The organism is Demequina ureilytica (assembly GCF_048553575.1).
Taxonomy (GTDB): Bacteria; Actinomycetota; Actinomycetes; order Actinomycetales; family Demequinaceae; genus Demequina.
The window spans coordinates 178,700-202,330 of sequence record NZ_JBLZIE010000003.1; the positions used below are offsets into that span (position 1 = coordinate 178,700).

Below are 23,631 nucleotides of genomic sequence, written 5' to 3' on the forward strand. Positions count from 1 at the left end.
GGGCCCCGTTCGCGCTCCTTCGTCACGTACGTGTGCCACTCTGATACGTGAAGTTCGCTCAGGGAAGGGACACAGGTGAACCGGGGCACTGAGCCAGCCCGGGCATCGGCGGCATATACGCAAGAGACCCCGCCAGCGATGCGCTGACGGGGTCCTGAAGCGGGGGACTGGGGGAGCTTTAAGCGCCCAGCGTGCCCAGGTACAGCTCGATGACCTTGGGGTCCTTAAGGAGCTCCTGGCCCGTTGCGGTGTACGCGGAGGTGCCCTGGTCGAGCACGTAGCCGCGGTCGCAGATCTGCAGACAACGCCGCGCGTTCTGCTCGACCATGATGACGGTGACGCCCGACTTGTTGATTTCGCGCGTACGCACGAACGTCTCGTCCTGGCGCACCGGGGACAGGCCAGCGGACGGCTCGTCGAGCAACAGCACCTTGGGGTCCATCATGAGCGCCCGCGCCATGGCGACCATCTGGCGTTCACCACCGGAGAGCGAACCCGCACGCTGCTGGTCTCGGGAGGCGAGATCAGGGAACAGGTCCATGACTCGTTCGTACTGGGCCTTGAAGCCCTTGCGCAGTTGGAACGCGCCCATCTCGAGGTTCTCGCGGATCGTGAGTGAGGGAAACACGTTGTCAGACTGCGGCACGAAGCCCACACCCATGCGCACGAGCTCGTCCGCGCGCTTGTTGACGATGCTCTCGCCTCCGAGTGTGACCGTGCCAGACGTGATGCCCACGAGTCCGAAGAGGGCCTTGAGGAAGGTCGACTTACCGGCGCCGTTGGGGCCGATGATGCCGATCAGCTCGCCCTCGGCGACCGTCATCGAGCAACCGTTGAGGATGTCGACGCCGGGGACGTACCCGGCAATGATGTCGTCGGCGATGAGCAGCGGTGCAGTCTCGGTCATTCGGACTTCTCCTTGGTCGTCACGTCGTCGGCCGGCAGCTCGGAGAGGTCCTCGTCCATGTGCGCGCCCAGGTAGGCCTCCTGGACCTGCTTGTTCTGCATCACGGACTCAGGCGGGCCCTCGGCGATGATCTGGCCCTGGGCCATCACCACCACCCAGTCGGAGATGCGGCGCACCATGTGCATGTCGTGCTCGACGAACAGCACGGTGACGCCCTCGTGCTTGAGCTGCACGATGTGATCGAGGAGAGACTCGGTGAGCGCCGGGTTCACGCCTGCCATGGGCTCGTCCAGCATCACCATCTCGGGATCGGACATCAGTGCCCGTGCCATCTCAAGCAGTTTGCGCTGGCCCCCTGACAGGGAGCCAGCGAACTCATCCTTCTTCTCGTAGAGCTTGAAGCGCTTGAGGAGCACGTGCGCCTTCTCGGTGATTTCCTCTTCACGCTGACGCCACAGCGCGGGCACGAAGGCCATGAAGAAGTTCTCTCCGCGCTGCCCGGTGGCCCCGAGTCGCATGTTCTCGATCACGGTCATACGGCTGAGCGCCTTGGTGAGCTGAAAGGTGCGTACCTTGCCGGCCTGGGCGACCTTGGCGGGGGAGACGCCCTTGAGCGATTTGCCGTTGAACAGCCAGTCGCCGGTCTGGGGCTTGTCGAACCCGGTGAGCAGGTTGAAGAAGGTCGACTTTCCCGCGCCGTTGGGGCCGATCAGCGCGGTGATCGTGCCGCGCTGGACCTCGAAGTGGTCCACGTCGACCGCCGTGAGCCCTCCAAAGTGCCGATGCACCTTGTCGGCGATCACGATCGGATCGGGCTTGGGCGCACCGGGCTCGCTCGGTACCTGTGAGAACACGTCGTCAGTCATGGAAGGCCAACTCCCTCTTGTCTCCCAGCACTCCCTGGGGTCTGAAGATCACCAAGCACATCAGCGTCACTCCCACGAGCGTGAGCGAGAACGGCTCGAGCTGCTGGGTGTTGAGGACGGTGTCCGGGATCAACAGGCTCGCAAGGCCGCGGACCAGCACCAACGCGCCCCAGAACAGGATCGCGCCGAGGATGGGGCCGAATACCGTGGCCGCTCCGCCCAGCAAGAGCAGGGTCCAGATCCAGAATGTGGTGGGCCTGCCCATGGAGTCGGGTTGGACCGACGCGCTGAGCGCCCAGATGATCCCCGCGAGTGCGCCCATCGCACCGCCGATCACCAGCGCCTGCATCTTGTACGAGTACACGCTCTTGCCGAGGGACCGGACGGCGTCCTCGTCTTCGCGGATGCCCTTGAGCACGCGGCCCCACGGAGAGCGCGAGAGGCGCCAGAACATCAGCGTCATGAGCGCGACGACTGTCCACCCGACGACCGTCAGCCACCAGCTGGTGGAGCGGGTGCCGTGCAGCGCGATGGGCCCCAGCTCGACCATGCGGTCGGGGAAGGGGGACAGCATCTCGAAGGACCCCTTGAAGTCGTTGCCGCGAATTCCCGAGGATGCTCCGGTCAGCGAGTTGAGATTCTGTGAGCGTCCCAGATATCGGATCATCTCGGCGGCCGCGATCGTGACGATGGCCAAGTAGTCCCCGCGCAACTTCAGCGTGGGCCAGCCGAGGAGCACGCCGAATACCACGGCGGAGGCGAGCGCGACGAGCACCCCCAGCCAGATGGGACCGCCCTCGCGCACCGTGATGGCGTAGCCGTACATGCCGAGCAGCATGAAGCCCGCTTGACCCATGTTGAGCAGGCCGGTCATGCCGAAGTGGAAGTTGAGGCCGATGGCCGCGAGGGCGAAGGCCGCAGTCGTAGGCGCGATCGCCTCGCGCAGCACACTAATCAGTATGTCCATGAGCTAGCCCACCCTTTCCGCTCGTCCTAGTATTCCTTGCGGTCTCACCAGCAGCACCAGGATGAGAATTGCGAGCGCGGTCGCGTACTTGAGGTCGGGGCCGAGCCAGAGTGTCGACGTCTCCACGACGACGCCGATCACGAGAGATCCCACGAGGGCGCCGAACGGTTGGCCGAGCCCACCGAGGGTCACCGCAGCGAACATGAGCAGCAGCAGCCGTGCGCCGATGTCGAACTTGGTACCCGAGTCGTAGAGCGCCATCAGGATGCCGCCGAGGGCGGCGAGGCTGGTTGCCATGATCCACACCAGTCGAATGATGCCGTCGACCTTGATTCCCGATGCCGCAGCGAGCGACGGGTTGTCGGACACGGCGCGGGTGGCGCGCCCCAGTCGGGTGCGCAGCAGGAAGTACGCGACTGCGAGGAGCACGATGATCGCGATGGCGATGGACATTGCGGTGACGTTGCCGAGCCGGATCGGGCCGATCTGGTTCCGGTCCTCGATCGCAGTCGAGACCCGCAGACGATCCGGGCCGATCCACCACTGGAGGAAGTTCAGCAGAGCGAGCGAGAAACCGATCGACACGATCATCTGCTGGACGGTCTTGACGCCGCGCTTACGGAGCTTGGCCCACATGAACTTGTCCTGCAGCCAGCCCGTGAAGCCCGCGACGATGATCGCGGCTATCGCCGCCAGCCACAGTGGCCAGCCGATCACGAACTCGATCGGGATCAACGGGACCGAGACGGGCTGCTGCGTCGAGAAGAAGTACGCGAGCATCGCTCCCAGCGATACCTGCTCACCATGGGCGAAGTTGCTCAGCCCGGTGGTTCCGTAGATCAGTGACAGCCCCACCGAGGCGAGCGCAAGGATGAGCCCGAACACCACGCCATTGAAGATGTTCTGAGCGACACGGTCCCCGGTGGGCCCACCTTCATCCGATGTCTCGTCGTCGAGCAACGCGTCTGCCGTGACCGTTTCCACACTTCCCGCACCGGCCGGCGCCACCGCGGTGGCAACGTCCGAGACCTCCGCCGCTGCGGCTGTGGAGCCGAGGGCCGAAAGTGCGGAGAAAGCGGCAACTGCCAGGACGAACACGATCAGCGCGCGAACAATCGCGCGTCGGTCGATACTTTTCGTCAAGGATCCCCTCCTCGTCAGGATTCCATCAACATACGCCATGCATGTTTCCGCTATGTGGCGGCTGGTTGACGAATGGAGCAGGTAAGTCGCGCCGTTGCGACAGATCTGCCCGATTCGTCCGTGATCACTATCTCGTAGGTCGCGATGGTACGGCCTCGGTGCAAGGGGAGCGCCACGCCGCGCACGATCCCCTCCCTTGCCGAGCGATGGTGACTGATGCTGAGCTCGATCCCGACGGCGACCCCGCCAGGCGCCGCGTGGGCCATGGCAGCGAACGAACCGAGCGTCTCGGCGAGGACTGCGGAGGCCCCGCCGTGCAGCAGCCCGTAAGGCTGGGTGTTTCCCGCGACCGGCATGGTTCCCTCGGCCCGCTCGGCGGTCACGGAGTCGACGATGATGCCCATGCGCTCCATGAGAGTGCCGTCCAGGACGGCACCGAATGACACGTCGTCGTTGTCAGTCATAGGGGATAGGTTGGCACAGTGAGCGAGAAGAACCGACCGACACTGCTGCTGATTGACGGATTCTCGATGGCATTCCGGGCCTTCTTCGCCCTTCCTGTCGAGAACTTCGCCACCTCGACCGGGGTTCCGACGAACGCCGTCTACGGCTTCGCCTCGATGCTTGCGACCCTCATGAGGGACCACGCGCCCACGCACGTCGCAGTGGCATTCGATCTTCCGGGCGGGACCTTCCGGACCGAGCGTCTTCCCTCGTACAAGGGCACTCGTGACGCCACTCCACCCGAATTCGAGCCGCAGGTGCCGCTCATTCGCGAGGTGCTGGATGCGCTCGGTGTCGCGGCCGTCGACAAGGACAACTACGAGGCGGATGACCTTCTCGCCACCTACGCACAATTGGGCCGAGAGTCCGGCATGCGAGTGCTGGTGGTGTCTGGAGATCGCGACACGCTGCAACTGGTCACCGACGACGTCACTGTGCTCTACCCGCGCAAGGGCGTGTCCGATCTGGTTCACTTCACGCCCGATGCGGTGGTCGACAAGTACGGCGTGCGGTCAGATCAGTACCCGGACCTGGCTGCGCTGGTCGGGGAGACCAGCGACAACCTTCCCGGCGTGCCGGGCGTGGGCCCCAAGACCGCGTCCAAATGGATCGGCGTGTACGGCGGGTTGCAGGGGATCCTCGACAACGCGGATGACGTCCCGGGCAAGGCGGGCCAGAGCCTGCGCGATCACCTCGATCAGGTGCGTCTCAACCGGGAGCTCAATCACCTGCTGACCGATCTCGAGGTTCCCCTGACCGTGGCGGAGCTCGAGTACCACGGTGCCGATGCCGCAGCCGTGCATCAAGTGTGTGACGCTCTCCAGTTCCGCACGCTGCGCGACCGCCTGCTGCCTCTCGCGAACGCCGACTCGGTTGCTGAGGCGGACGTGCCCGAGCAGCCCGCCGAGGTCGAGGTGGTGACCGATGGTGCCGTGGCTGCGGTGACTGCTCTGACGGGCCCGGTTGCGGTTCACGTCGAGGGTCGTACGGGAGCCGATGCCGACGCGTGGGCGATCGGCGTGTCCGCCGAGGGCCAGGCGTGGGGCATCGACCTCACTGCGTTGAGCGCAGCGGACGAGAGCTTGCTGCGGTCGTGGCTTGAGGGAGACGGCACCGCCAAGACCCTCCACGGGGCGAAGGACGCGTGGCACGCGCTGATGGCGCGGGGCATCCGCCTCGGCGGCGTCGCGGGCGACACGCAGGTGGGCGCGTTCCTCGTCAACGCGGATCAGCGGGGCTTCGACCTGGCCTCGGTGCTGCAGCGCTACCTCGGTGTGACGGCGACCGGAGGGACGTCGGGCGACGAGCTCGACCTGGGCCTGGACGCCTCGGCGGCCCACGCGGCCGGCACGACGGCCGCGCACGTCGCGCGACTGGGTGCGGAGCTCGACGCCGAGATCGACCGCCGGGGGATGACGCTTCTCTATCGCGAGCTCGAGATCCCCCTCATCGGGGTGCTTGCGCGCATGGAGCACGCCGGCATCGCCGTCGATCGCGAACGGCTCACGGATCGCGCCGACGGGGCCCGCCTGCGTGCGGAGCTGGCGGCCGCACAGGCCTACGAGTCCATCGGAGGCGAGGTGAACCTCGGCTCGCCCAAGCAGCTGCAGGAGGTGCTGTTCGAGCGCCTCGGCATGCCCAAGACGAAGAAGATCAAGACCGGGTACTCGACCGACGCCTCGTCCCTCGCCGACCTGCAGGCGAAGAGCCCACACCCTTTCCTGGAGGCGTTGCTCGCGCATCGGGACGCCGCGAAGCTCGGCCAGATCATCGAGACGCTCGCCCAGGCCGTGCGAGAGGACGGCCGCATCCACACGACCTTCTCGCAGGTGGTCGCGTCTACGGGAAGGCTCAGTTCCAAGGACCCGAACCTGCAGAACATCCCGATCCGGACGGAGGAGGGCCACCGAATCCGGGAGGCGTTCGTCGTCGGCGACGGCTACGAGACGCTGCTCACTGCGGACTACAGCCAGATCGAGATGCGCATTATGGCCCACCTGAGCGGCGACGAAGGGCTGATCGAGGCGTTCCGTGCAGGGGAGGACCTGCACCGGTTCGTCGGCGCGCGGGTGTTCGGCGTCGACCCCGCGGACGTCAGCCCCGAGATGCGCTCGAAGGTCAAGGCCATGAGCTACGGCCTTGCCTACGGGCTGTCGTCGTTCGGTCTCGCCCGCCAGCTCTCGGTGCCGGTGAGCGAGGCGCAATCGATGATGGACGACTACTTCGCGCGGTTCGGGGGAGTGCGCGATTACCTGCGCACCGTCGTCGACCAGGCCCGGGACGTGGGCTACACCGAGACGATCATGGGCAGGCGCCGCTACATCCCGGACCTCACCTCGACGAACCGTCAGCGCCGCGACATCGCGGAGCGGGTGGCGCTCAACGCGCCCATCCAGGGCAGCGCGGCCGACCTCATCAAGAAGGCGATGCTGGGGGTCGACAAGGCGTTCGAGGACCAAGGTCTTGCGTCCCGCCAGCTATTGCAGGTGCACGATGAGCTCGTGGTCGAGGTCGCCGAGGGAGAGCAAGACGCGGTTGAGGCGATACTGACCGAGCAGATGCACGCCGCCGGAGACCTCTCGGTACCGCTCGACGTGAACGTCGGAAGAGGGTCCGACTGGCGCGCGGCCGGCCACTAGGCTTCATGACGGTCCACGCTTCACGAAAAGATCAAGGCTGGAGAACATGCGCGTAGGAATTCTGACCGGAGGCGGGGACTGCCCCGGCCTCAACGCAGCGATCCGGGCCGTCGTCAAGCGCGGCACCGCCGAGCACGGAATGTCCATCGTGGGATTCCGCAACGGCTGGGAAGGCGTGATCAACGGCGAGGCTGTGCCCCTCACCAAGGAGGACGTCAGCGGAATCTTGGTGCACGGCGGCACCATGCTGGGAACCGCGCGAAGCCACCCCCACAAGGTTGAGGGCGGGATCGAGGCGGTGCACCAGACCGTCGAGGACGAGAAGCTCGACGCTCTCATCTGCATCGGCGGCGATGGCACGCTCAAGGCCGCGTCGAAGGTCCACAAGTCGGGCGTGCCCGTCGTCGGGATCCCCAAGACCATCGACAACGACGTGGTCGGCACCGACGCCTCGATCGGCTTCGACACCGCCGTCTCGATCGCGACCGAGGCGATCGACCGGCTGCACTCGACCGCCGAATCGCACAACCGCGTCATGGTTGTCGAGCTGATGGGGCGGCACTGTGGATGGATCGCAGTCACGGCGGGCATCGCCGGCGGCGCGGACATCATTCTCGCCCCCGAGTCACCGTTCGACATCGAGACCATCGGCAAGAAGATTCGCCACCGGCATCGCTACAAGGACTTCTCCATTGTGGCGGTCGCGGAGGGCGCGGTGCCCGCCGAGGGCAGCGCCTGGGACGCGGCGGACACGCTGGACCTCAAAGGCAACCCCATTGCCGGCCAGGTCGGGGCGCAGGTGACGCGAGCGATCGAGCGGGTCACGGGCTTCCCTTGCCGTCTGACAGTGCTCGGCTATGTCCAGCGCGGCGGGGTTCCCACGGCAGCAGACCGGCTGCTCGCCACCCGGTTCGGCGTCGCCGCGATCGACGCGGTCGCCGCACACGAGTACGGCACCTACACGGCGCTGCGGGGCGAGAGGATCGAGATGACGGACTTCTCCGTCATGGCTGGCAAGACCAAGTACGTGCCCGAGGAGCTCCTCCAGACCGCGTGGGGCCTCTAGGCCTCAGTGGGTGTCGGCAATGCGATCGGCCACGCCAGCCACTGCCACCGTCAGTTCAGGCCGGGCGAAGGCGCCGAGGCCACCGACGGTGCTGACGGCGCTGACGGCTCGTCGTCTTCCTCGACCTGGAGCGCAGGCGTCGCGATCGCGGGAGAGGGCCGCGGCATGCCGATGGGGGCGAGACGCTCCTCGATCGATGGATCCTCGGGGTGGGACACCGGCGGGTGAGTCGTCCACCCCGCAGGACGAGACTCGTGCCGACCGCGATTCGTGAACCTCGCCGCGTCCTCTCCGAGCAGCACCACCCGAACCACCGTCTCAGACGCTCGCCCGTCCTCGTAGGTGGCGAACCGCTCGCGGAACGAGGCACGCCGCCGCTCATGGGTGGGCGATGCGTACTCCCGCGATGCGATGACGCCTACGAGCTCGCTCGCGGTCATGGCCACCGGACCGGGCGCATCGGCCGTGATGTCGAAGTACGCCCCGCGGGACCAGCGGTAGTCGTCCCAGTCCTCACATAGCAGGACGATGGGCTTGTCGAGCAGCGCGTAGTCGAACATCGCTGAGGAATAGTCGGTGAGAAGCAGGTCCGAGGCGAGATAGAGCTCCTCGACCTCCCAACCGGTCGAGACGTCGAGCACCTGGTCAGGCATCCCTGAGCGTCCGCGACGGTCGTGGTAGTAGTGATCGCGCACGAGCAGGCGGTGCCCCGGGGGCAGCGACCCGGCGAAGTCATCGAGGTCGAAGTCCTCCTCGCGCGGGCGGCGACGTGTGCGCCACGTGGGCATGTACAGCACCGCGATCTCGTGCGGCTCCAGCCCCAGCTTGGCGCGCGCCGCGGCGCGGTCGGTATCGGTGGCAGCGATCAGCCGATCATTGCGCGGGAACCCCACCTCGAGTTGAAGGCACTCGTTCTGGTAGGCGCGCTGCCACACCTCCGTGAGATACGGGCTCGTGGAGAGGCTGTGGGTCCACCGCTGGGACCGCCGGTGCATCGTGACGACGGTCGCATCTGACGGGCGCTTGCCCGAGTAGTGCCGGTCGGCGCCCATGTACTTCAGGGCCGTGCCGTGATGCGTCTGCACGTAGCGCTGCCCCTCGCGCGCGGGCAGGCTCCAATGAGGGTTGGCGTCGTCCACGAAGACCGTTGCCGTGGCGATCAGGCGGAGGTACGCGAGGGTGCGGGGGGTCACGTAGTCGATGCCCTCCGGCATCAGGTGAAGGTCCTGCTTGCGCACGATCCACACGCCGCGTAGGTGGGGAGCCAGCTCGAGCTGCTTGCGAAAGATCGCGAGAGGGTTTCCTCGCGGGGCCCGGTGCCATAGGGCGGTGTAGGCCACGAGGCTCGGATCGAGGGGGAGCCGCATGTAGAACCAGCGGCCCACGGTTCGATCCTGGATGCCCCTCACCGCCCGGGCGGCGAAGTGCCGTGCACGTCGCGCTGCTCGCACTACCCGTCTGCCGATCACGCCGGAAGTATAGAGGTGAACGATCGGTGAATTCGAACCGATAGCCTGAGCGCATGACGCGGGTGCTCACATTCGGAACGTTCGACCTGTTCCACATCGGACATGTGAATGTGCTGCTGCGCGCCGCCGAGCTCGGCGATCACCTGACGGTGGGCGTGTCCTCGGACGCGTTGAACTTCTCGAAGAAGGGTCGCTACCCGGTGTACCGCGAAGAGCATCGACTCGCGATCGTGGCGTCCCTCGCCTGTGTGCACGAGGTCTTCGTCGAGGAGTCGCTCGAGCTCAAGGGCGACTACATCCGGGAGCACCGAGCCGATGTGCTGGTGATGGGCGACGACTGGGCAGGCAAGTTCGACCACTTCTCCGAGTTGTGCGAGGTCGTGTACCTGCCGCGCACGGCGGAGGTGTCCACGACGGACATCATCCAGAGCATCCGCGACGAACTGGACTGAGCGGCCTTCCGCATCTTCCGGGGCCGATGCGCGCGGGGCTTTGTGCTCGCGGGGTCACGCAGGGTAGGATGATCGTTGGTCTCGTGCGCCTTGTGCGAACGGGAACCGATTGATGAAGATTCCCACACATCCACCGTCCAACGGAGCTATCCCCTACATGTCCGTATCCACCCCCGAGTCCACCGCCATCGCGTTCAACGACATCGGCTCGAGCGAAGACTTCCTCGCCGCCATCGACGCGACCATCAAGAATTTCGACGACGGAGACCTCGTCGAAGGCACCATCGTCAAGGTCGACCGTGACGAGGTGCTCCTCGACATCGGCTACAAGACCGAAGGCGTCATCCCCGTCCGCGAGCTGTCGATTCGCCACGACGCGAACCCCGACGACGTCGTGTCCGTCGGCGACACCGTCGAGGCTCTTGTTCTCCAGAAGGAGGACAAGGAAGGTCGCCTCATCCTGTCCAAGAAGCGCGCGCAGTACGAACGCGCCTGGGGCTCGATCGAGAAGCTCAAGGAAGAGGACGGCGTCGTCACCGGTTCGGTGATCGAGGTCGTCAAGGGTGGCCTCATCGTGGACATCGGCTTGCGCGGGTTCCTGCCCGCGTCGCTGGTGGAGATGCGCCGCGTCCGCGACCTTGCCCCGTACATCGGTCAGCAGATCGAGGCGAAGATCATCGAGCTCGACAAGAACCGCAACAATGTGGTCCTGTCGCGCCGTGCCTTCCTCGAGCAGACTCAGTCCGAGGTGCGCTCGAGCTTCCTGACCGCGCTGCAGCCTGGCCAGGTTCGCAAGGGCACCGTGTCGTCGATCGTCAACTTCGGTGCGTTCGTCGACCTGGGCGGCGTGGACGGGCTGGTGCACGTCTCCGAGCTGTCGTGGAAGCACATCGACCACCCGAACGAGGTCGTCTCCGTGGGCCAGGAGGTCGAGGTCGAGGTTCTCGACATCGACATGGACCGCGAGCGTGTCTCCCTGTCGCTCAAGGCGACCCAGGAGGACCCGTGGGAGGTCTACGCCCGCACCCACGCGATCGGCCAGATCGTGCCCGGAAAGGTCACCAAGCTCGTCCCGTTCGGCGCATTCGTGCGCGTGTTCGAGGGTATCGAGGGCCTGGTGCACATCTCCGAGCTCGCAGTGCGTCACGTCGACCTGCCCGAGCAGGTCGTGCAGGCGGACGAGGAGGTCTTCGTCAAGATCATCGACATCGACCTCGAGCGTCGCCGCATCTCCCTGTCGATCAAGCAGGCGAACGAGGGCGTCGACCCGAACGGCGAGGACTTCGACCCCGCGCTGTACGGCATGACGGCCGAGTACGACGACAAGGGCAACTACAAGTACCCCGAGGGCTTCGACTCCGAAACGCAGGAGTGGCAAGAGGGCTTCGACGAGCAGCGCGAGGCCTGGGAGGCCGAGTACGCGAAGGCGCACGAGCGCTGGGAAGCTCACAAGCAGTTCGTCACCAAGCAGGAGGAGCAGGCCGTCGAGGCCGAGTCGACCCCGGCACCCGCGGCCGCGGCAGCGCGCAAGCGCAGCCCGAAGGCCGATGCCGGTCCGTCGTACACCTCGCACGAGGAGCCGGCCGACGCCGGCACCCTTGCTTCTGACGAGCGCCTCGCGGCACTCCGTGAGAAGCTGACGGGCAACTAGCACCGCTTCGACAGGGCCGCGATCCGATGAGGATCGCGGCCCTGTTGCATGTCCGGGGCCGTGGCGATTGGCGCGCGGCTCCTGCGAGTGCGAGACTCTCGCCATGATCCGGATCGGACTCACGGGCGGCATCGCCGCAGGCAAGTCGACCGCCTCCGCGCGCTTCGGTGAGCTGGGCGCGACGGTGGTCGACCACGATGACCTGGCGAGACGAGCCGTGGCCCCGGGCTCTGCCGCGCTGGTCGAGATCGTGCGTGCCTTCGGCGATCGTGCCGTTCACGACGGCGAGCTGGATCGCGCCGCCGTCGCGGCGATCGTCTTCCACGACCCCTCGGCCAGGCAGCAACTCGACGAGATCGTCCATCCTTACGTGTTCGCGATGTCGAGGGCGGCGGACCGCCGCGCGCGGGCCGATCGTGCCGACGTCGTGGTCCATGACATCCCGCTGCTGGTGGAGAGCGGGCAGGGCTCGGCGGACTTCGATCTCGTGGTGACCATCGCCGCCGACGAGGAGCGCAGGGTCCAGCGCCTGATGGCGGCGCGGGGAATGCCCGAGGCCGATGCGCGGGCGCGGGTAGCGTCCCAGGCCACCGACGCCGAGCGTGCGGCGGTCGCCGATGCGGTGCTCGACGGCAATGGGACGCCCGAGCACCTTCGGCAACAGGTCGACGAGTTCTGGGCCATGAGCGTGCCGACCGGCACCTGAGACCGCCAGCGTCAGAGCCTGCGCGTACCGTAGTCACCATGACCACAGATCTGCGGCGCTCTCAGGCGCCCTTCCGTGTCGTATCTGACTTCAAGCCCTCGGGCGACCAGCCGAAGGCCATCGACGAGCTGGCGCGCCGCGTGCAGGCCGGCGAGGAGAACGTGGTCCTGCTGGGCGCAACGGGAACCGGCAAGTCGGCGACGACGGCCTGGCTCGTCGAGCGGTTGCAGCGTCCCACACTGGTGATGGCCCATAACAAGACTCTCGCCGCACAGCTCGCGACCGAGTTCCGGGAGCTGCTCCCGAACAACGCCGTCGAGTACTTCGTGAGCTACTACGACTACTACCAGCCCGAGGCGTACGTGCCGCAGACTGACACCTTCATCGAGAAGGACTCGTCCATCAATGAGGAGGTCGAGAGGTTGCGGTACTCCGCGACCAACTCGCTGCTCACGCGACGCGACGTGGTCGTGGTGTCCTCGGTGTCCTGCATCTACGGTCTCGGCACGCCCGAGGAGTACATCCAGGGCATGGTGTTCCTCTCGGTGGGGGACACCGTCGACCGCGACACCCTCCTGAGGGAGTTCGTGCAGATGCAGTACTCGCGCAACGATCTCGCCTTCACGCGCGGCACGTTCCGGGTCCGGGGAGACACCGTGGAGATCATCCCCGTGTACGAAGAGCTCGCCATTCGGATCGAGCTGTTCGGCGACGAGATCGAGGCGGTCTACACCCTTCATCCGCTGACAGGTGAGGTGGTCGAGCGCCGGAGCCAGGTGCACATCTTCCCGGCGTCCCACTACGTGGCGAGTGAGCAGCGGATGAATGCCGCGATCTCGACCATCGAGCTCGAGCTCGGCGAGCGGCTCGAGGAGCTCGAGCGTCAGAACAAATTGCTGGAGGCTCAGCGGCTCAAGATGCGCACCACGTTCGACCTGGAGATGATGCGCTCCGTCGGCACCTGCTCGGGGATCGAGAACTATTCGCGTCACATTGAGCAGCGCGCCACCGGCACCCCGCCCCACACCCTGCTGGACTACTTTCCCGATGACTTCCTGCTCGTGATCGACGAGTCGCATGTGACCGTGCCGCAGATCGGCGCGATGTACGAGGGCGATGCGTCGCGCAAGCGGACGCTAGTGGAGCACGGGTTTCGGCTGCCTTCTGCGCTCGACAACCGCCCGCTCAAGTGGAGCGAATTCCAGGAACGCGTCGGCCAGACCGTGTACCTGTCCGCGACCCCGGGCCAGTACGAGCTGCAGCGCGCAGACGGCGCGGTCGAGCAGATCATTCGTCCTACGGGCTTGGTGGACCCCAAGATCGTCGTCAAGCCCACGGAAGGGCAGATCGACGATCTGCTCGAGCAGATTCGGCTGCGAGTGGAGAGGAACGAGCGCGTCCTCGTCACGACCCTCACCAAGAAGATGGCCGAGGATCTCACGGAGTTCCTCTCCGACCGCGACGTGCGGGTGGAGTATCTCCACTCGGACGTGGACACGCTGCGCCGGGTCGAGCTGTTGCGGGAGCTGCGTATGGGCCGTTTCGACGTTCTCGTCGGTATCAACCTGTTGCGGGAGGGGCTCGACCTGCCCGAGGTGTCGCTGGTGTCGATTCTCGACGCCGACAAGGAGGGCTTCCTGCGGTCCGGGACCTCGCTGATCCAGACCATCGGCCGCGCGGCCCGCAACGTGTCGGGAGAGGTCCACATGTACGCGGACCGGATCACGGACTCGATGGCCGCTGCCATCGACGAGACGGACCGCCGCCGCGAGAAGCAAGTGGCCTACAACACCGAGCACGGCATCGACCCCACGCCGCTGCGCAAGCGGATCGGCGACATCACTGAGATGCTGGCCCGCGAGGAGGCGGACACGGTCGAGACGCTCGAGCGTGCCCAGCGTGTGACGGGCGGCGCGAAGCGTGAAGGCGGGACCGCGATGGCGGGCCGACCGTCGGACGAACTGTCCCAGCTCATCGAGGACCTCTCAGCCCAGATGCGGACCGCGGCATCGGAGCTCAAGTTCGAGATCGCGGCACGTCTGCGAGACGAGATCGCGGAGCTCAAGAAGGAGCTGCGCCAGATGCTCGACGCGGGCTGAGCGCACCGTAGGATGACCCGGTGACTGACCCCTATGTGTGGACCGCGACCATCGCGCTCATCATCGCGCTGTTCGTCTTCGACTTCGCCGTTGTCATTCGCAAGCCGCACGAGCCGAGCTTTCGCGAGGCCGCGACCTGGTCGATCTTCTACATCGCGATCGCGGTAGCGTTCGGATTCGCCCTTCATCTGTGGCACCCCGAGTTCCCCACGGTTGAGTACTTCGCGGGCTACGTCACCGAGAAGTCGCTGTCGGTCGACAACCTGTTCGTGTTCCTCGTGATCATGTCGCGGTTCGCCGTACCGCCCAAGTACCGCTCGCGCGTGCTGCTTGTGGGGATCGCGATCGCGCTCGTCCTTCGTGCCATCTTCATCGCCGCGGGCGCCGCAGCCCTCGACGCGTTCTCGGCGCTCTTCTACGTGTTCGGTGCGTTCCTCATCTACACCGCGTGGAACCTTGCCCGTGAGAGCGAGGACGACGCGGGACACCCGGACTACGAGGAGGGCCGCATGGTGCGGCTCGTCCGCCGGTTCTTCCCGGTGACGGACGGGTACCGCGAGGGCAAGACCGTGGTGCGCGAGGCGGGCAAGCGCATGGTGACCCCCATGCTGCTCGTGATGGTGGCCATCGGTTCGACCGACGTGCTGTTCGCGCTTGACTCGATCCCCGCGATCTTTGGGCTGACGCAGGATCCGTTCATCGTGTTCACGGCGAACGCCTTCGCCCTGCTGGGGCTGCGCCAGCTCTACTTCCTGGTCGAGGGGCTGCTCCAGCGGCTCGTGTACCTGCACTACGGCCTGGCCGCGATCTTGGGATTCATCGGCGTCAAGCTCGTGCTGCACGCGCTGCACGAGAACAACTTGCCGTTCATCAACGATGGTGAGGGCCTCACGGTGCCGGAGATCTCCACCGGGCTGTCGCTCACCGTCATCGTGGTGATCCTCACCATCTCGACCGTCGCGAGCGTGGTCGCCACCCGCAACGCGGACAAGCTCGAGGCCGAGATCGAGGCCGAGGAGCACGGCGAGAGCCTCAAGCCTGAGGAGCGACCTCAGTAGTCGCGCAGGCCCGGCAGCGGGCGAGGGGTGGGCGCGCAAGCACCACCCCCGCCGTGCCGTCGCGCAGGAGCGCGGGGCCGGTCAGGCCTCGAGTCGCGACCCGAGCGCCTTGGCCCACGTCGCGGGCCAGCGCCTGATCCGGTGCACCGGCACGAGCGCTGCCGCGACGAACGGGTCGCCCGCGACGATCGACTCGACGTCGTCGACGCTCTCCGCCTCGCACACCAGCAGGGCACCGGGCGCACCCTCGTCGTCGTAGCGACCATAGGCGAGCATCGTCCCCTCGTCCGCCAGTCCGGCGAGGTACTCGCGGTGCGCAGGGCGATGCAGGTCGCGCGCATCGGCACGCTCGTCGTATGTGTATTCGATCGTCCAAGTAGCCATGCTGCACATCCTGCCAGCCTCGACGAGCCGACACGGCCGGATCGAACATGCGTTCGAACCCGATTGCACGTAGCATTGCCGTGTGAATGACCGACTTATGGTGCGCGGAGCGCGCGAACACAACCTCAAAGGCGTCGACATCGACCTGCCCCGGGACTCGCTGATCGTCTTCAGCGGCCTCTCGGGTTCCGGCAAGTCCTCGCTGGCCTTCGACACGATCTTCGCGGAGGGGCAGCGACGCTACGTCGAGTCGCTGTCCGCGTACGCGCGCCAGTTCCTGGGACAGATGGACAAGCCCGATGTGGACTTCATCGAAGGGCTGTCGCCCGCGGTGTCGATCGATCAGAAGTCGACTAACCGCAACCCCCGCTCGACGGTGGGCACGATCACGGAGGTGTACGACTACCTCCGGCTGCTGTTCGCCCGGGTCGGCACTCCCCATTGTCCGGTGTGCGGCGAGCTCATCCAGGCGCAGACGCCGCAGCAGATCGTCGACTCCGTGCTCGCCCTCCCCGAAGGCACGCGGTATCAGGTGCTCGCCCCCGTCGTGCGCGGCCGCAAGGGCGAGTACGCGGACCTGTTCGAAGAGCTCCAGCAGCAGGGCTTCGCACGTGCGCGCGTCGACGGCGAGACCGTTCAGCTCACTGACGTCCCTCAGCTCGAGAAGAAGCTCAAGCACACGATCGAGGTGGTCGTCGACCGGCTCGTCGCGCGTGATGGCGTGCGCCAGCGCCTCACGGACTCAGTGGAGACCGCGCTGCGCATCGCTGAGGGACTGGTCCTGATCGACCCCGTGGACGGCGACATGGACCCGCGTCGCTACAGCGAGAAGCGCGCGTGCCCCAACGACCACGTGCTCGCTCTCGAGGAGATCGAGCCGCGTACCTTCTCCTTCAATGCGCCGTATGGCGCGTGCCCCGAGTGCACCGGCATCGGCGTGCGCCTCGAGGTCGACGCGGACCTGATCGTGCCCGATCCGGCGATGAGCCTACGAGAAGGAGCCGTCGCCCCGTGGTCGAGCACCTCGACCTCGTCGGAGTACTTCGGGCGCATGATGACTGCGCTTTCGCAGGATCTGGACTTCTCGATGGAGACGCCGTGGGAGGACCTGCCCACGAAGGTGCAGGACGCGGTCCTGCACGGCAACGACTACGAGGTCCACGTCAAGTTCCGCAACCGGTTCGGTCGGGAGCGGCAGTACACCACGGGATTCGAGGGCGTCGTCACCTGGCTCGAACGCCTGCACTCGCAGACCGAGTCGGAGTGGTCGCGAGAGAAGTATGAGTCCTACATGCGCGAGGTCCCGTGCCCGGTGTGCAAGGGCGCCCGCCTCAAGCCCGAGGTGCTGGCGGTCACCATTGGCGACCATTCGATCGCTCAGGTGTGCGAGATGTCGATCGCCGCTGCGCGCGACTTCCTGCTGACCGCGGAACTCGATGAGCGCGGTCGCCAGATCGCGGTGCAGGTGCTCAAGGAGATCGACGCTCGGCTCGGGTTCCTGCTCGACGTGGGCCTCGACTACCTGACGCTGTCCCGCGCGGCCGGCACGTTGTCCGGGGGCGAGGCGCAGCGCATTCGGCTCGCGACCCAGATCGGCAGTGGCCTCGTGGGAGTGCTGTATGTGCTCGACGAGCCGAGCATCGGTCTGCATCAACGCGACAATCGCCGGCTCATCGACACCCTCACGCGGCTGCGCGACCTCGGCAACACTCTCATCGTCGTCGAGCACGACGAGGACACCATCCGCGCTGCGGACTGGATCGTGGACATCGGCCCCGGTGCCGGCGAGCACGGGGGAGAGGTGGTCCACTCGGGCACCTATGCCGAGCTGCTGGAGAACCAGGAGTCGATCACAGGCGCGTACATCACGGGCCGTCGACGCATCGAGATGCCGCTCACTCGCCGCGAGCGGATGCCGGACAAGAGCCTGACCGTGGTGGGGGCCCGCGAGCACAACCTGCAGGGGATCGACGTCACCTTCCCGCTCGGCGTCCTGACGGCGGTCACGGGCGTGTCGGGATCGGGCAAGTCGACGCTCGTGAACTCCATCCTGTACACGTCGCTCGCAAACACTCTCAACGGCGCGCGGCAGGTCGCGGGCCGTCACACGCGGATCACCGGCACCGACCTCTTGGACAAGATCGTCCACGTGGACCAAGGGCCCATCGGCCGCACGCCGCGCTCCAACCCCGCCACCTACACGGGGGTCTGGGACAAGGTGCGCAAGCTGTTCGCCGAGACGAACGAGGCGAAGGTGCGTGGGTACGGTCCGGGCCGGTTCTCGTTCAACGTCAAGGGTGGCCGGTGCGAATCATGCTCGGGAGACGGCACGCTCAAGATCGAGATGAACTTCCTGCCCGATGTGTACGTGCCATGCGAGGTGTGCAGGGGCGCCCGCTACAACCGCGAGACGCTCGAGGTCCACTTCAAGGGCAAGACCGTGGCCGATGTCCTGGACATGCCGATCGAGCAGGCGGCTGACTTCTTCGAGGCCATCCCGACCATCTCGCGACACCTGCGGACGCTCGTCGACGTGGGGCTCGGCTACGTTCGCCTGGGCCAGCCGGCGCCCACCCTGTCGGGAGGCGAGGCGCAGCGCGTCAAGCTCGCTTCCGAGCTTCAGCGCCGCTCGACAGGTCGCACCATTTACGTCCTGGACGAGCCGACCACGGGACTGCACTTCGAGGATGTGAGCAAGCTGCTCGGCGTGCTCCAGGACCTCGTGGACAAGGGCAACACGGTCATCGTCATCGAGCACAACCTCGACGTCATCAAGTCGGCAGACTGGGTGATCGACATGGGGCCGGAGGGCGGTTCCGGGGGAGGACTCGTGGTGGCCGAGGGGACCCCCGAAGAGATCGCCGACGTCGAGGCGAGCCACACCGGCCGCTTCCTCAAGGAGATCGTGGGGCTCAAGGCATCCGCGTAGGCTGGCGAGCGTGACAGATCCCGCGGACTACCGCCCCGCGCCAGGCTCGATTCCCTCAGATCCGGGCGTATACCGGTTCCGCGACCCTCACGGGCGGGTCGTGTACGTCGGCAAGGCCAACAACCTGCGCGCACGCCTCGCCAACTACTTCCAGTCCCTCAGCGGTCTCCACCCCCGCACCCGCTCCATGGTGACCACCGCCGCATCGGTCGAGTGGACGGTGGTGCGCAACGAGGTCGAGGCGCTGATCCTCGAGCACACCTGGATCAAGCAGTACGACCCGCGCTTCAACGTCCGGTTCAAGGACGACAAGTCCTACCCGTACCTGGCCGTCACCCTCAACGAGAAGTACCCGCGCATGCAGGTGATGCGTGGAGAGCGCAAGCAAGGGGTGCGGTACTTCGGCCCCTACGCGCGGGCGTGGGCGATCCGCGACACGGTCGACACCCTGCTGACGGCACTGCCCGTTCGCACGTGCTCCCCGGGCGTGTTCCGCAAGGCGGAGCGCCAGGGCAGGCCGTGCCTGCTCGGCTACATCGACAAGTGCTCGGCCCCGTGCGTGGGGCGCATCTCGGAGGAGGACCACCGTGAGCTCGCCGAGCGCGTGTGCGCGGTGCTCGGCGGGGACGCGAAGGGCCTGATCCGCGACCTCACCCGCGGCATGACCGATGCGGCGGAGCGAGAGGACTTCGAGGCGGCGGCGCGGGCGCGCGACCGTCTCCGGGCCCTGCGCGATGTGCTGGACCGCAACGCCGTCGTGCTCGCGCCCGGGACGGACGCCGATATCTTCAGCCTGCTGGACGACGAGATGGAGGCCGCGGCCCACGTGTTCCACGTGCGCGACGGCCGCATCACCGGTGAACGGGGCTGGGTGGTCGACAAACCCGAGCCGCTCGGAGTGCCGGGCATGGTGGCTCAGCTGATCCAGGAGGCGTACGCGGCCGCCGACCAGGAGGAGGTGCCGGTCGAGGTGCTGGTGCCCGACATGCCGGACGGTGCGGAGGCGCTGCGCGCGTGGCTGCGGGGCATCCGCGGGGCGGCGGTGTCGATCCGGGTGCCTGCGCGCGGCAAGAAGGCAGAGCTCGCCCAGACCGGACACCAGAACGCCCGCCAGGTGCTCGAGCAGCACCGGCTCCGACGGGCCTCGGACCTCACGACCCGGTCCGCGGCCCTGCAGGAGCTGCAGGAGTCGATCGGCATGACCGTCGCGCCGTTGCGCATCGAGTGCTACGACATCTCGCACACGGGCGGCACCAACCAGGTGGGCTCCATGGTGGTGTTCGAGGACGGGCTTCCGCGCAAGGCGGAGTACCGGCAGTTCTCGATCGCGGATGGCACCGACGACACGGCAGCGATGCACGAGGTGCTGACGCGGCGCTTCAAGCGGTTCTTGGAGGAGTCGCAGCTGCCGCCGGAGGAGCGCGACACGGCTCGCTTCGCCTACCCGCCGCAGCTCGTGCTCGTCGACGGCGGGCTGCCGCAGGTCAACGTGGCGCGGGACGCTCTCGATGCGCTGGGCCTCCAGGAGATCACCGTGGTGGGCCTCGCGAAGCGGCTCGAGGAGGTGTGGGTGCCGGGGGAGCAGTTCCCGGTCATCATGCCGCGTGGCTCCGAATCGCTGTTCCTGCTGCAGCGGCTGAGGGATGAGGCGCACCGCTTCGCCATCACCCGTCACCGGAGTCGGCGCGGGAAGGCCATGAAGGCGTCCGCGCTCGATGACGTCCCCGGCGTCGGTCCCACGCGCGCGGCGTCGCTGATCAGGTACTTCGGGTCGCTCGCCAAGGTCCGGGAGGCGTCCGTGGAGCAGATCGCGCTTGTCCCAGGGATCGGCGCTCGCACCGCCGCAACGATTCATGCCGCGATCCGTGGCCGCGATGGCATGCTGGACGCATGAGCGACGAGGTCCCCGCAGTCACCTACCCATCCGGGATTCCACGCCCGGCCTTCAATCGGCCGGACAGCGTTCCCGAACTGCTCGTGCTGACCGGCATGTCAGGGGCCGGTCGGACGAAGGCTGCTGCGGTGCTCGCGGACCTCGGCTGGTACGTGGTCGACAACCTGCCACCGCATCTGCTCTCTGGACTGGTCTCGGCGCACGTCGCGGGCGACGCGCAGCGGCGGCTCGCGGCGGTCGTCGATGTGCGCGGGGGCGAGTTCTTCCAGGACCTCGACCCGGTGGTCGACGAACTGGAGACCCAGGGCGTGCCCGTGCGGATGCTCTTCCTCGAGGCGTCGGACGCCTCGCTGGTGCGCCGATTCGAGGAGGCGCGCCGTCCCCACCCGTTGCAAGGGGAGGGCACCCTATTGGAGGGGATCGCGCGCGAGCGTGAGAAGGTCGCTGCGGTCCGTGACCGCGCAGATCTGGTGATCGACACCTCTGCGCTGAACGTGCACCAGCTGCGCGACGTCATCACCTCCGAGGTCGCCGACGAGATGCCGTCGCTTCACGTGAACGTGCTGTCCTTCGGCTTCAAGAACGGGTTGCCAGCCGACGCGGACTTCGTCGCTGACGTGAGGTTCCTCGACAATCCGCATTGGCTGCCGGACCTGCGCCCGCTCACGGGGCTCGACGCGCCCGTGCGCGACCACGTGCTGGGCTCGGAGGGGGCCAGGGAGTTCATTGACGGATACGCCGCGGTGGTTCACGGCGCGCTGCAGCACTACCGCGCTCACGACAAGCACTCGGTGACCATCGCGGTCGGCTGCACCGGGGGCAGGCACCGATCCGTCGCCATCGCAGAGGCGCTCGGCTCAGCGTTGCGTGAACGCGGTCACCACGTCCGCACCACACACCGAGACCGGCCCCTTCCATGACGGGTGATGCACGCATCGTCGCGTTGGGCGGCGGGCACGGACTGTACGCCACGCTCACCGCTCTGCGTGGTCTCACGCCCGAGCTGACGGCGATCGTGACCGTCGCCGACGACGGCGGTTCGTCGGGCAGGCTGCGCTCGGAACTCGGGATCGTGCCGCCAGGGGATCTGCGGATGGCACTGAGCGCCTTGTGCGCGGACAACGAATGGGGCCGCACGTGGCGAGACGTCCTCCAGTGGCGATTCGCCACGGACGGACCCCTGGACGGTCACGCGCTCGGGAACCTGCTGATCGCCGCGCTATGGGGCCGCGACGGAGACGTGGTGGATGGTCTCGAGTGGGTGGCGCGGCTGCTGCAGGCGCACGGTCGGGTGCTGCCGCTGTCCGATGAGCCGCTCGAGGTATCCGCCCTGGTGCGCGGCGCGTCGGAGAGCCGCACCGTGGTGGGCCAGGCGGCCGTGGCGACTGCCGACGGCGCGATTGAGGAGCTGCGCCTGTCTCCTGCCAGTCCGCGCGTGCCACGCCAGACGGTCGAGGCCATCGACGAGGCCGACATGGTGGTGCTTGGTCCGGGCAGCTGGTACACCTCTGTGCTCACCCATTTCATGGTGCAGCCGGTGGGCGAGGCGCTCGAGCGAGCGGGCGACCGCAGCGTGCTGGTACTGAATGTCGGTCACGACGACGAGGAGACCGCGGGCACGAGCCGCGCCGACGATGTCCGCGCGCTGCAGCGCATGGCGCCCGGGTTCGTCCCGGGCACGGTTTTGGTGGACGCCGAGCACTGCGACGAGGCGGGCCTGGTTGAGGCCGTGGACCGGTGGGATGCGAACCTGGTGACCGCGCCTCTGCGCGACGGCGGCGGAGCACCCGCGCATGACGTCGACGTGCTCCGCCAGCAGCTCTCTGCCATCGCTGCCGGACTGGGACTTGCGGTCCGCGCGTCTGAGCGAGGAGTGGCAGGATAGCGCCATGGCATTGACCTCCCAGGTGAAGGACGAGCTCGCGCGCGTCGCCGTCGAGAAGACGTCGGCCCGCAAGGCAGAGGTGGCGACGACGCTGAGATTCGCGGGCGGGCTGCACATCGTGTCCGGCCGGATCGTGATCGAGGCCGAGCTGGACACTGCGATCGCCGCGCGCAGGCTGCGCGGCTTCATCCACGAGGTCTACGGGCTCACGAGCGAGATCATCGTGGTGTCGGGCGGCGGGCTCAAGAAGGGCAATCGGTACGTGGTCCGCGTGGTCAAGGAGGGCGAGTCGCTTGCGCGCCAGACCGGCCTGCTGGATCACCGTGGCCGTCCCGTACGCGGGCTGCCCCCGCAGGTGGTCGGGGGATCGATCGAGGACACGGTCGCCGCCTGGCGTGGCGCCTTTCTCGCCCACGGCTCGCTCACCGAGCCCGGACGGTCGTCAGCCCTCGAGGTCACGTCGCCCGGCCCCGAGGCCGCTCTCGCGCTGGTGGGTGCCGCCCGCCGGCTCGGAGTGAGCGCGAAGTCCCGCGAGGTGCGAGGGATCGATCGCGTGGTCATTCGCGACGGCGAGGCGATCTCGCAGCTGCTGACCCGGCTTGGGGCTCACGACTCTGTTCTCGAGTGGGAGAACAAGCGCACGCGGCGAGAGGTGCGCGGTACCGCGAACCGTCTTGCGAACTTCGACGACGCCAACCTGCGGAGGAGCGCTCAGGCGGCCGTCGCCGCCGGCGCACGCGTGCATCGGGCATTCGAGATCCTTGGAGACGAGGTGCCGGATCACCTCCAGGAGGCGGGCCGCCTTCGCCTTGCCAACCGGGACGCGTCGCTCGAGGAGCTCGGCAAGCTCGCCTCCCCGCAGCTCACCAAGGACGCAGTGGCGGGCCGCATCCGACGCCTCCTCGCGACCGCGGACAAGCGCGCGGAGGAGCTGGGAATCCCCGACACGGAGGCCGGCATCAGCCAGGACCTGCTCGAACTCGAGTGAAGTTTGCAGGACTTTCGTACCGTG

General features: G+C 67.2%; 19 protein-coding genes. 12 read left to right on the forward strand and 7 right to left on the reverse strand.

Annotated elements, in window-relative coordinates; translation table 11 throughout:
* Nucleotides 1–178: 178 nt before the first annotated feature.
* From ACNI3K_RS10275 to ACNI3K_RS10295, 5 genes are read right to left on the reverse strand one after another with little or no spacing between them, the layout of a single operon-like run.
* Nucleotides 179–907, reverse strand: a complete 729-nt coding sequence (locus tag ACNI3K_RS10275) for an ABC transporter ATP-binding protein (RefSeq protein WP_419391799.1) — start codon at nucleotides 905–907, stop codon at nucleotides 179–181.
* Nucleotides 904–1,773 (reverse strand): ABC transporter ATP-binding protein, encoded by an 870-nt coding sequence (locus ACNI3K_RS10280; RefSeq protein ID WP_419391800.1) that lies wholly within the window; start codon nucleotides 1,771–1,773, stop codon nucleotides 904–906. Before ACNI3K_RS10280 ends, ACNI3K_RS10275 begins: the two co-directional genes overlap by 4 nt.
* Entirely contained in the window at nucleotides 1,766–2,740 is a 975-nt protein-coding gene (locus tag ACNI3K_RS10285; protein ID WP_419391801.1) for a branched-chain amino acid ABC transporter permease, read from the reverse strand. The genes ACNI3K_RS10280 and ACNI3K_RS10285 overlap by 8 nt, the downstream gene beginning before the upstream one ends.
* 3 nt (nucleotides 2,741–2,743) lie before the next feature.
* Nucleotides 2,744–3,883: a branched-chain amino acid ABC transporter permease gene (locus tag ACNI3K_RS10290; RefSeq protein WP_419391802.1), complete on the reverse strand. Its 1,140-nt coding sequence runs from the start codon at nucleotides 3,881–3,883 to the stop codon at nucleotides 2,744–2,746.
* Between the two features lie 50 nt (nucleotides 3,884–3,933).
* A complete protein-coding gene (locus ACNI3K_RS10295; protein WP_419391803.1) occupies nucleotides 3,934–4,347 on the reverse strand; it encodes a PaaI family thioesterase in 414 nt (137 codons plus the stop codon).
* Nucleotides 4,348–4,365: 18 nt separating this feature from the next.
* Between ACNI3K_RS10295 and polA the strand changes: the two genes are divergently transcribed.
* Both polA and ACNI3K_RS10305 read left to right on the forward strand, forming a co-directional pair.
* Nucleotides 4,366–7,026, forward strand: coding sequence for a DNA polymerase I (gene polA / locus ACNI3K_RS10300; RefSeq protein ID WP_419391804.1), 2,661 nt, complete (start codon nucleotides 4,366–4,368; stop codon nucleotides 7,024–7,026).
* A 46-nt stretch (nucleotides 7,027–7,072) separates the two neighbouring features.
* Nucleotides 7,073–8,092: a 6-phosphofructokinase gene (locus ACNI3K_RS10305; protein WP_419391805.1), complete on the forward strand. Its 1,020-nt coding sequence runs from the start codon at nucleotides 7,073–7,075 to the stop codon at nucleotides 8,090–8,092.
* A 50-nt stretch (nucleotides 8,093–8,142) separates the two neighbouring features.
* On the opposite strand, the gene ACNI3K_RS10310 is transcribed toward ACNI3K_RS10305, so the two are convergent.
* Nucleotides 8,143–9,561: a CDP-glycerol glycerophosphotransferase family protein gene (locus ACNI3K_RS10310; protein ID WP_419391806.1), complete on the reverse strand. Its 1,419-nt coding sequence runs from the start codon at nucleotides 9,559–9,561 to the stop codon at nucleotides 8,143–8,145.
* A gap of 53 nt (nucleotides 9,562–9,614) precedes the next feature.
* Between ACNI3K_RS10310 and ACNI3K_RS10315 the strand changes: the two genes are divergently transcribed.
* The 5 genes from ACNI3K_RS10315 to ACNI3K_RS10335 all read left to right on the forward strand — a co-directional run bounded on the left by ACNI3K_RS10315 (nucleotide 9,615) and on the right by ACNI3K_RS10335 (nucleotide 15,527).
* The gene (locus tag ACNI3K_RS10315; RefSeq protein ID WP_419391807.1) at nucleotides 9,615–10,013 is read left to right on the forward strand and encodes an FAD synthase family protein; all 399 of its coding nucleotides are present in this window, start codon (nucleotides 9,615–9,617) and stop codon (nucleotides 10,011–10,013) included.
* Nucleotides 10,014–10,170: 157 nt separating this feature from the next.
* Nucleotides 10,171–11,664 (forward strand): 30S ribosomal protein S1, encoded by a 1,494-nt coding sequence (gene rpsA / locus ACNI3K_RS10320; protein ID WP_419391808.1) that lies wholly within the window; start codon nucleotides 10,171–10,173, stop codon nucleotides 11,662–11,664.
* A 103-nt stretch (nucleotides 11,665–11,767) separates the two neighbouring features.
* Nucleotides 11,768–12,370 (forward strand): dephospho-CoA kinase, encoded by a 603-nt coding sequence (gene coaE, locus ACNI3K_RS10325; RefSeq protein WP_419391809.1) that lies wholly within the window; start codon nucleotides 11,768–11,770, stop codon nucleotides 12,368–12,370.
* Nucleotides 12,371–12,408: 38 nt separating this feature from the next.
* Nucleotides 12,409–14,469: an excinuclease ABC subunit UvrB gene (gene uvrB, locus ACNI3K_RS10330; RefSeq protein WP_419391810.1), complete on the forward strand. Its 2,061-nt coding sequence runs from the start codon at nucleotides 12,409–12,411 to the stop codon at nucleotides 14,467–14,469.
* 20 nt (nucleotides 14,470–14,489) lie between these two features.
* On the forward strand, nucleotides 14,490–15,527 hold the full coding sequence (locus ACNI3K_RS10335) for a TerC family protein (protein WP_419391811.1): 1,038 nt from the start codon (nucleotides 14,490–14,492) through the stop codon (nucleotides 15,525–15,527).
* An 81-nt stretch (nucleotides 15,528–15,608) separates the two neighbouring features.
* Here ACNI3K_RS10335 and ACNI3K_RS10340 read toward each other — a convergent pair whose 3' ends face one another.
* A complete protein-coding gene (locus ACNI3K_RS10340) occupies nucleotides 15,609–15,911 on the reverse strand; it encodes a YciI family protein (RefSeq protein WP_419391812.1) in 303 nt (100 codons plus the stop codon).
* A 97-nt stretch (nucleotides 15,912–16,008) separates the two neighbouring features.
* Here ACNI3K_RS10340 and uvrA point away from each other — a divergent pair, with 97 nt between their 5' ends.
* The 5 genes from uvrA to whiA are packed head-to-tail and all read left to right on the forward strand — an operon-like array spanning nucleotide 16,009 to nucleotide 23,607.
* Complete coding sequence (uvrA, locus tag ACNI3K_RS10345) at nucleotides 16,009–18,840, forward strand: excinuclease ABC subunit UvrA (RefSeq protein ID WP_419392148.1); 2,832 nt, start codon at nucleotides 16,009–16,011, stop codon at nucleotides 18,838–18,840.
* 10 nt (nucleotides 18,841–18,850) lie between these two features.
* Nucleotides 18,851–20,734, forward strand: a complete 1,884-nt coding sequence (uvrC, locus tag ACNI3K_RS10350) for an excinuclease ABC subunit UvrC (protein WP_419391813.1) — start codon at nucleotides 18,851–18,853, stop codon at nucleotides 20,732–20,734.
* Nucleotides 20,731–21,654: an RNase adapter RapZ gene (gene rapZ / locus ACNI3K_RS10355; protein WP_419391814.1), complete on the forward strand. Its 924-nt coding sequence runs from the start codon at nucleotides 20,731–20,733 to the stop codon at nucleotides 21,652–21,654. The genes uvrC and rapZ overlap by 4 nt, the downstream gene beginning before the upstream one ends.
* On the forward strand, nucleotides 21,651–22,619 hold the full coding sequence (locus ACNI3K_RS10360) for a gluconeogenesis factor YvcK family protein (protein WP_419391815.1): 969 nt from the start codon (nucleotides 21,651–21,653) through the stop codon (nucleotides 22,617–22,619). Before rapZ ends, ACNI3K_RS10360 begins: the two co-directional genes overlap by 4 nt.
* 4 nt (nucleotides 22,620–22,623) lie before the next feature.
* Nucleotides 22,624–23,607: a DNA-binding protein WhiA gene (gene whiA, locus ACNI3K_RS10365; protein ID WP_419391816.1), complete on the forward strand. Its 984-nt coding sequence runs from the start codon at nucleotides 22,624–22,626 to the stop codon at nucleotides 23,605–23,607.
* Nucleotides 23,608–23,631 lie beyond the last annotated feature (24 nt).

Coding starts and splice junctions, on each gene's coding strand:
- ACNI3K_RS10280 (WP_419391800.1), bottom strand. CDS start 1,773: ATGACTGACGACGTGTTCTCACAGGTACCGAGCGAGCCCGGTGCGCCC.
- ACNI3K_RS10295 (WP_419391803.1), bottom strand. CDS start 4,347: ATGACTGACAACGACGACGTGTCATTCGGTGCCGTCCTGGACGGCACT.
- uvrA (WP_419392148.1), top strand. CDS start 16,009: ATGGTGCGCGGAGCGCGCGAACACAACCTCAAAGGCGTCGACATCGAC.
- uvrB (WP_419391810.1), top strand. CDS start 12,409: ATGACCACAGATCTGCGGCGCTCTCAGGCGCCCTTCCGTGTCGTATCT.
- ACNI3K_RS10305 (WP_419391805.1), top strand. CDS start 7,073: ATGCGCGTAGGAATTCTGACCGGAGGCGGGGACTGCCCCGGCCTCAAC.
- ACNI3K_RS10360 (WP_419391815.1), top strand. CDS start 21,651: ATGACGGGTGATGCACGCATCGTCGCGTTGGGCGGCGGGCACGGACTG.
- rapZ (WP_419391814.1), top strand. CDS start 20,731: ATGAGCGACGAGGTCCCCGCAGTCACCTACCCATCCGGGATTCCACGC.
- rpsA (WP_419391808.1), top strand. CDS start 10,171: ATGTCCGTATCCACCCCCGAGTCCACCGCCATCGCGTTCAACGACATC.
- ACNI3K_RS10285 (WP_419391801.1), bottom strand. CDS start 2,740: ATGGACATACTGATTAGTGTGCTGCGCGAGGCGATCGCGCCTACGACT.
- whiA (WP_419391816.1), top strand. CDS start 22,624: ATGGCATTGACCTCCCAGGTGAAGGACGAGCTCGCGCGCGTCGCCGTC.
- ACNI3K_RS10340 (WP_419391812.1), bottom strand. CDS start 15,911: ATGGCTACTTGGACGATCGAATACACATACGACGAGCGTGCCGATGCG.
- ACNI3K_RS10315 (WP_419391807.1), top strand. CDS start 9,615: ATGACGCGGGTGCTCACATTCGGAACGTTCGACCTGTTCCACATCGGA.
- ACNI3K_RS10275 (WP_419391799.1), bottom strand. CDS start 907: ATGACCGAGACTGCACCGCTGCTCATCGCCGACGACATCATTGCCGGG.
- coaE (WP_419391809.1), top strand. CDS start 11,768: ATGATCCGGATCGGACTCACGGGCGGCATCGCCGCAGGCAAGTCGACC.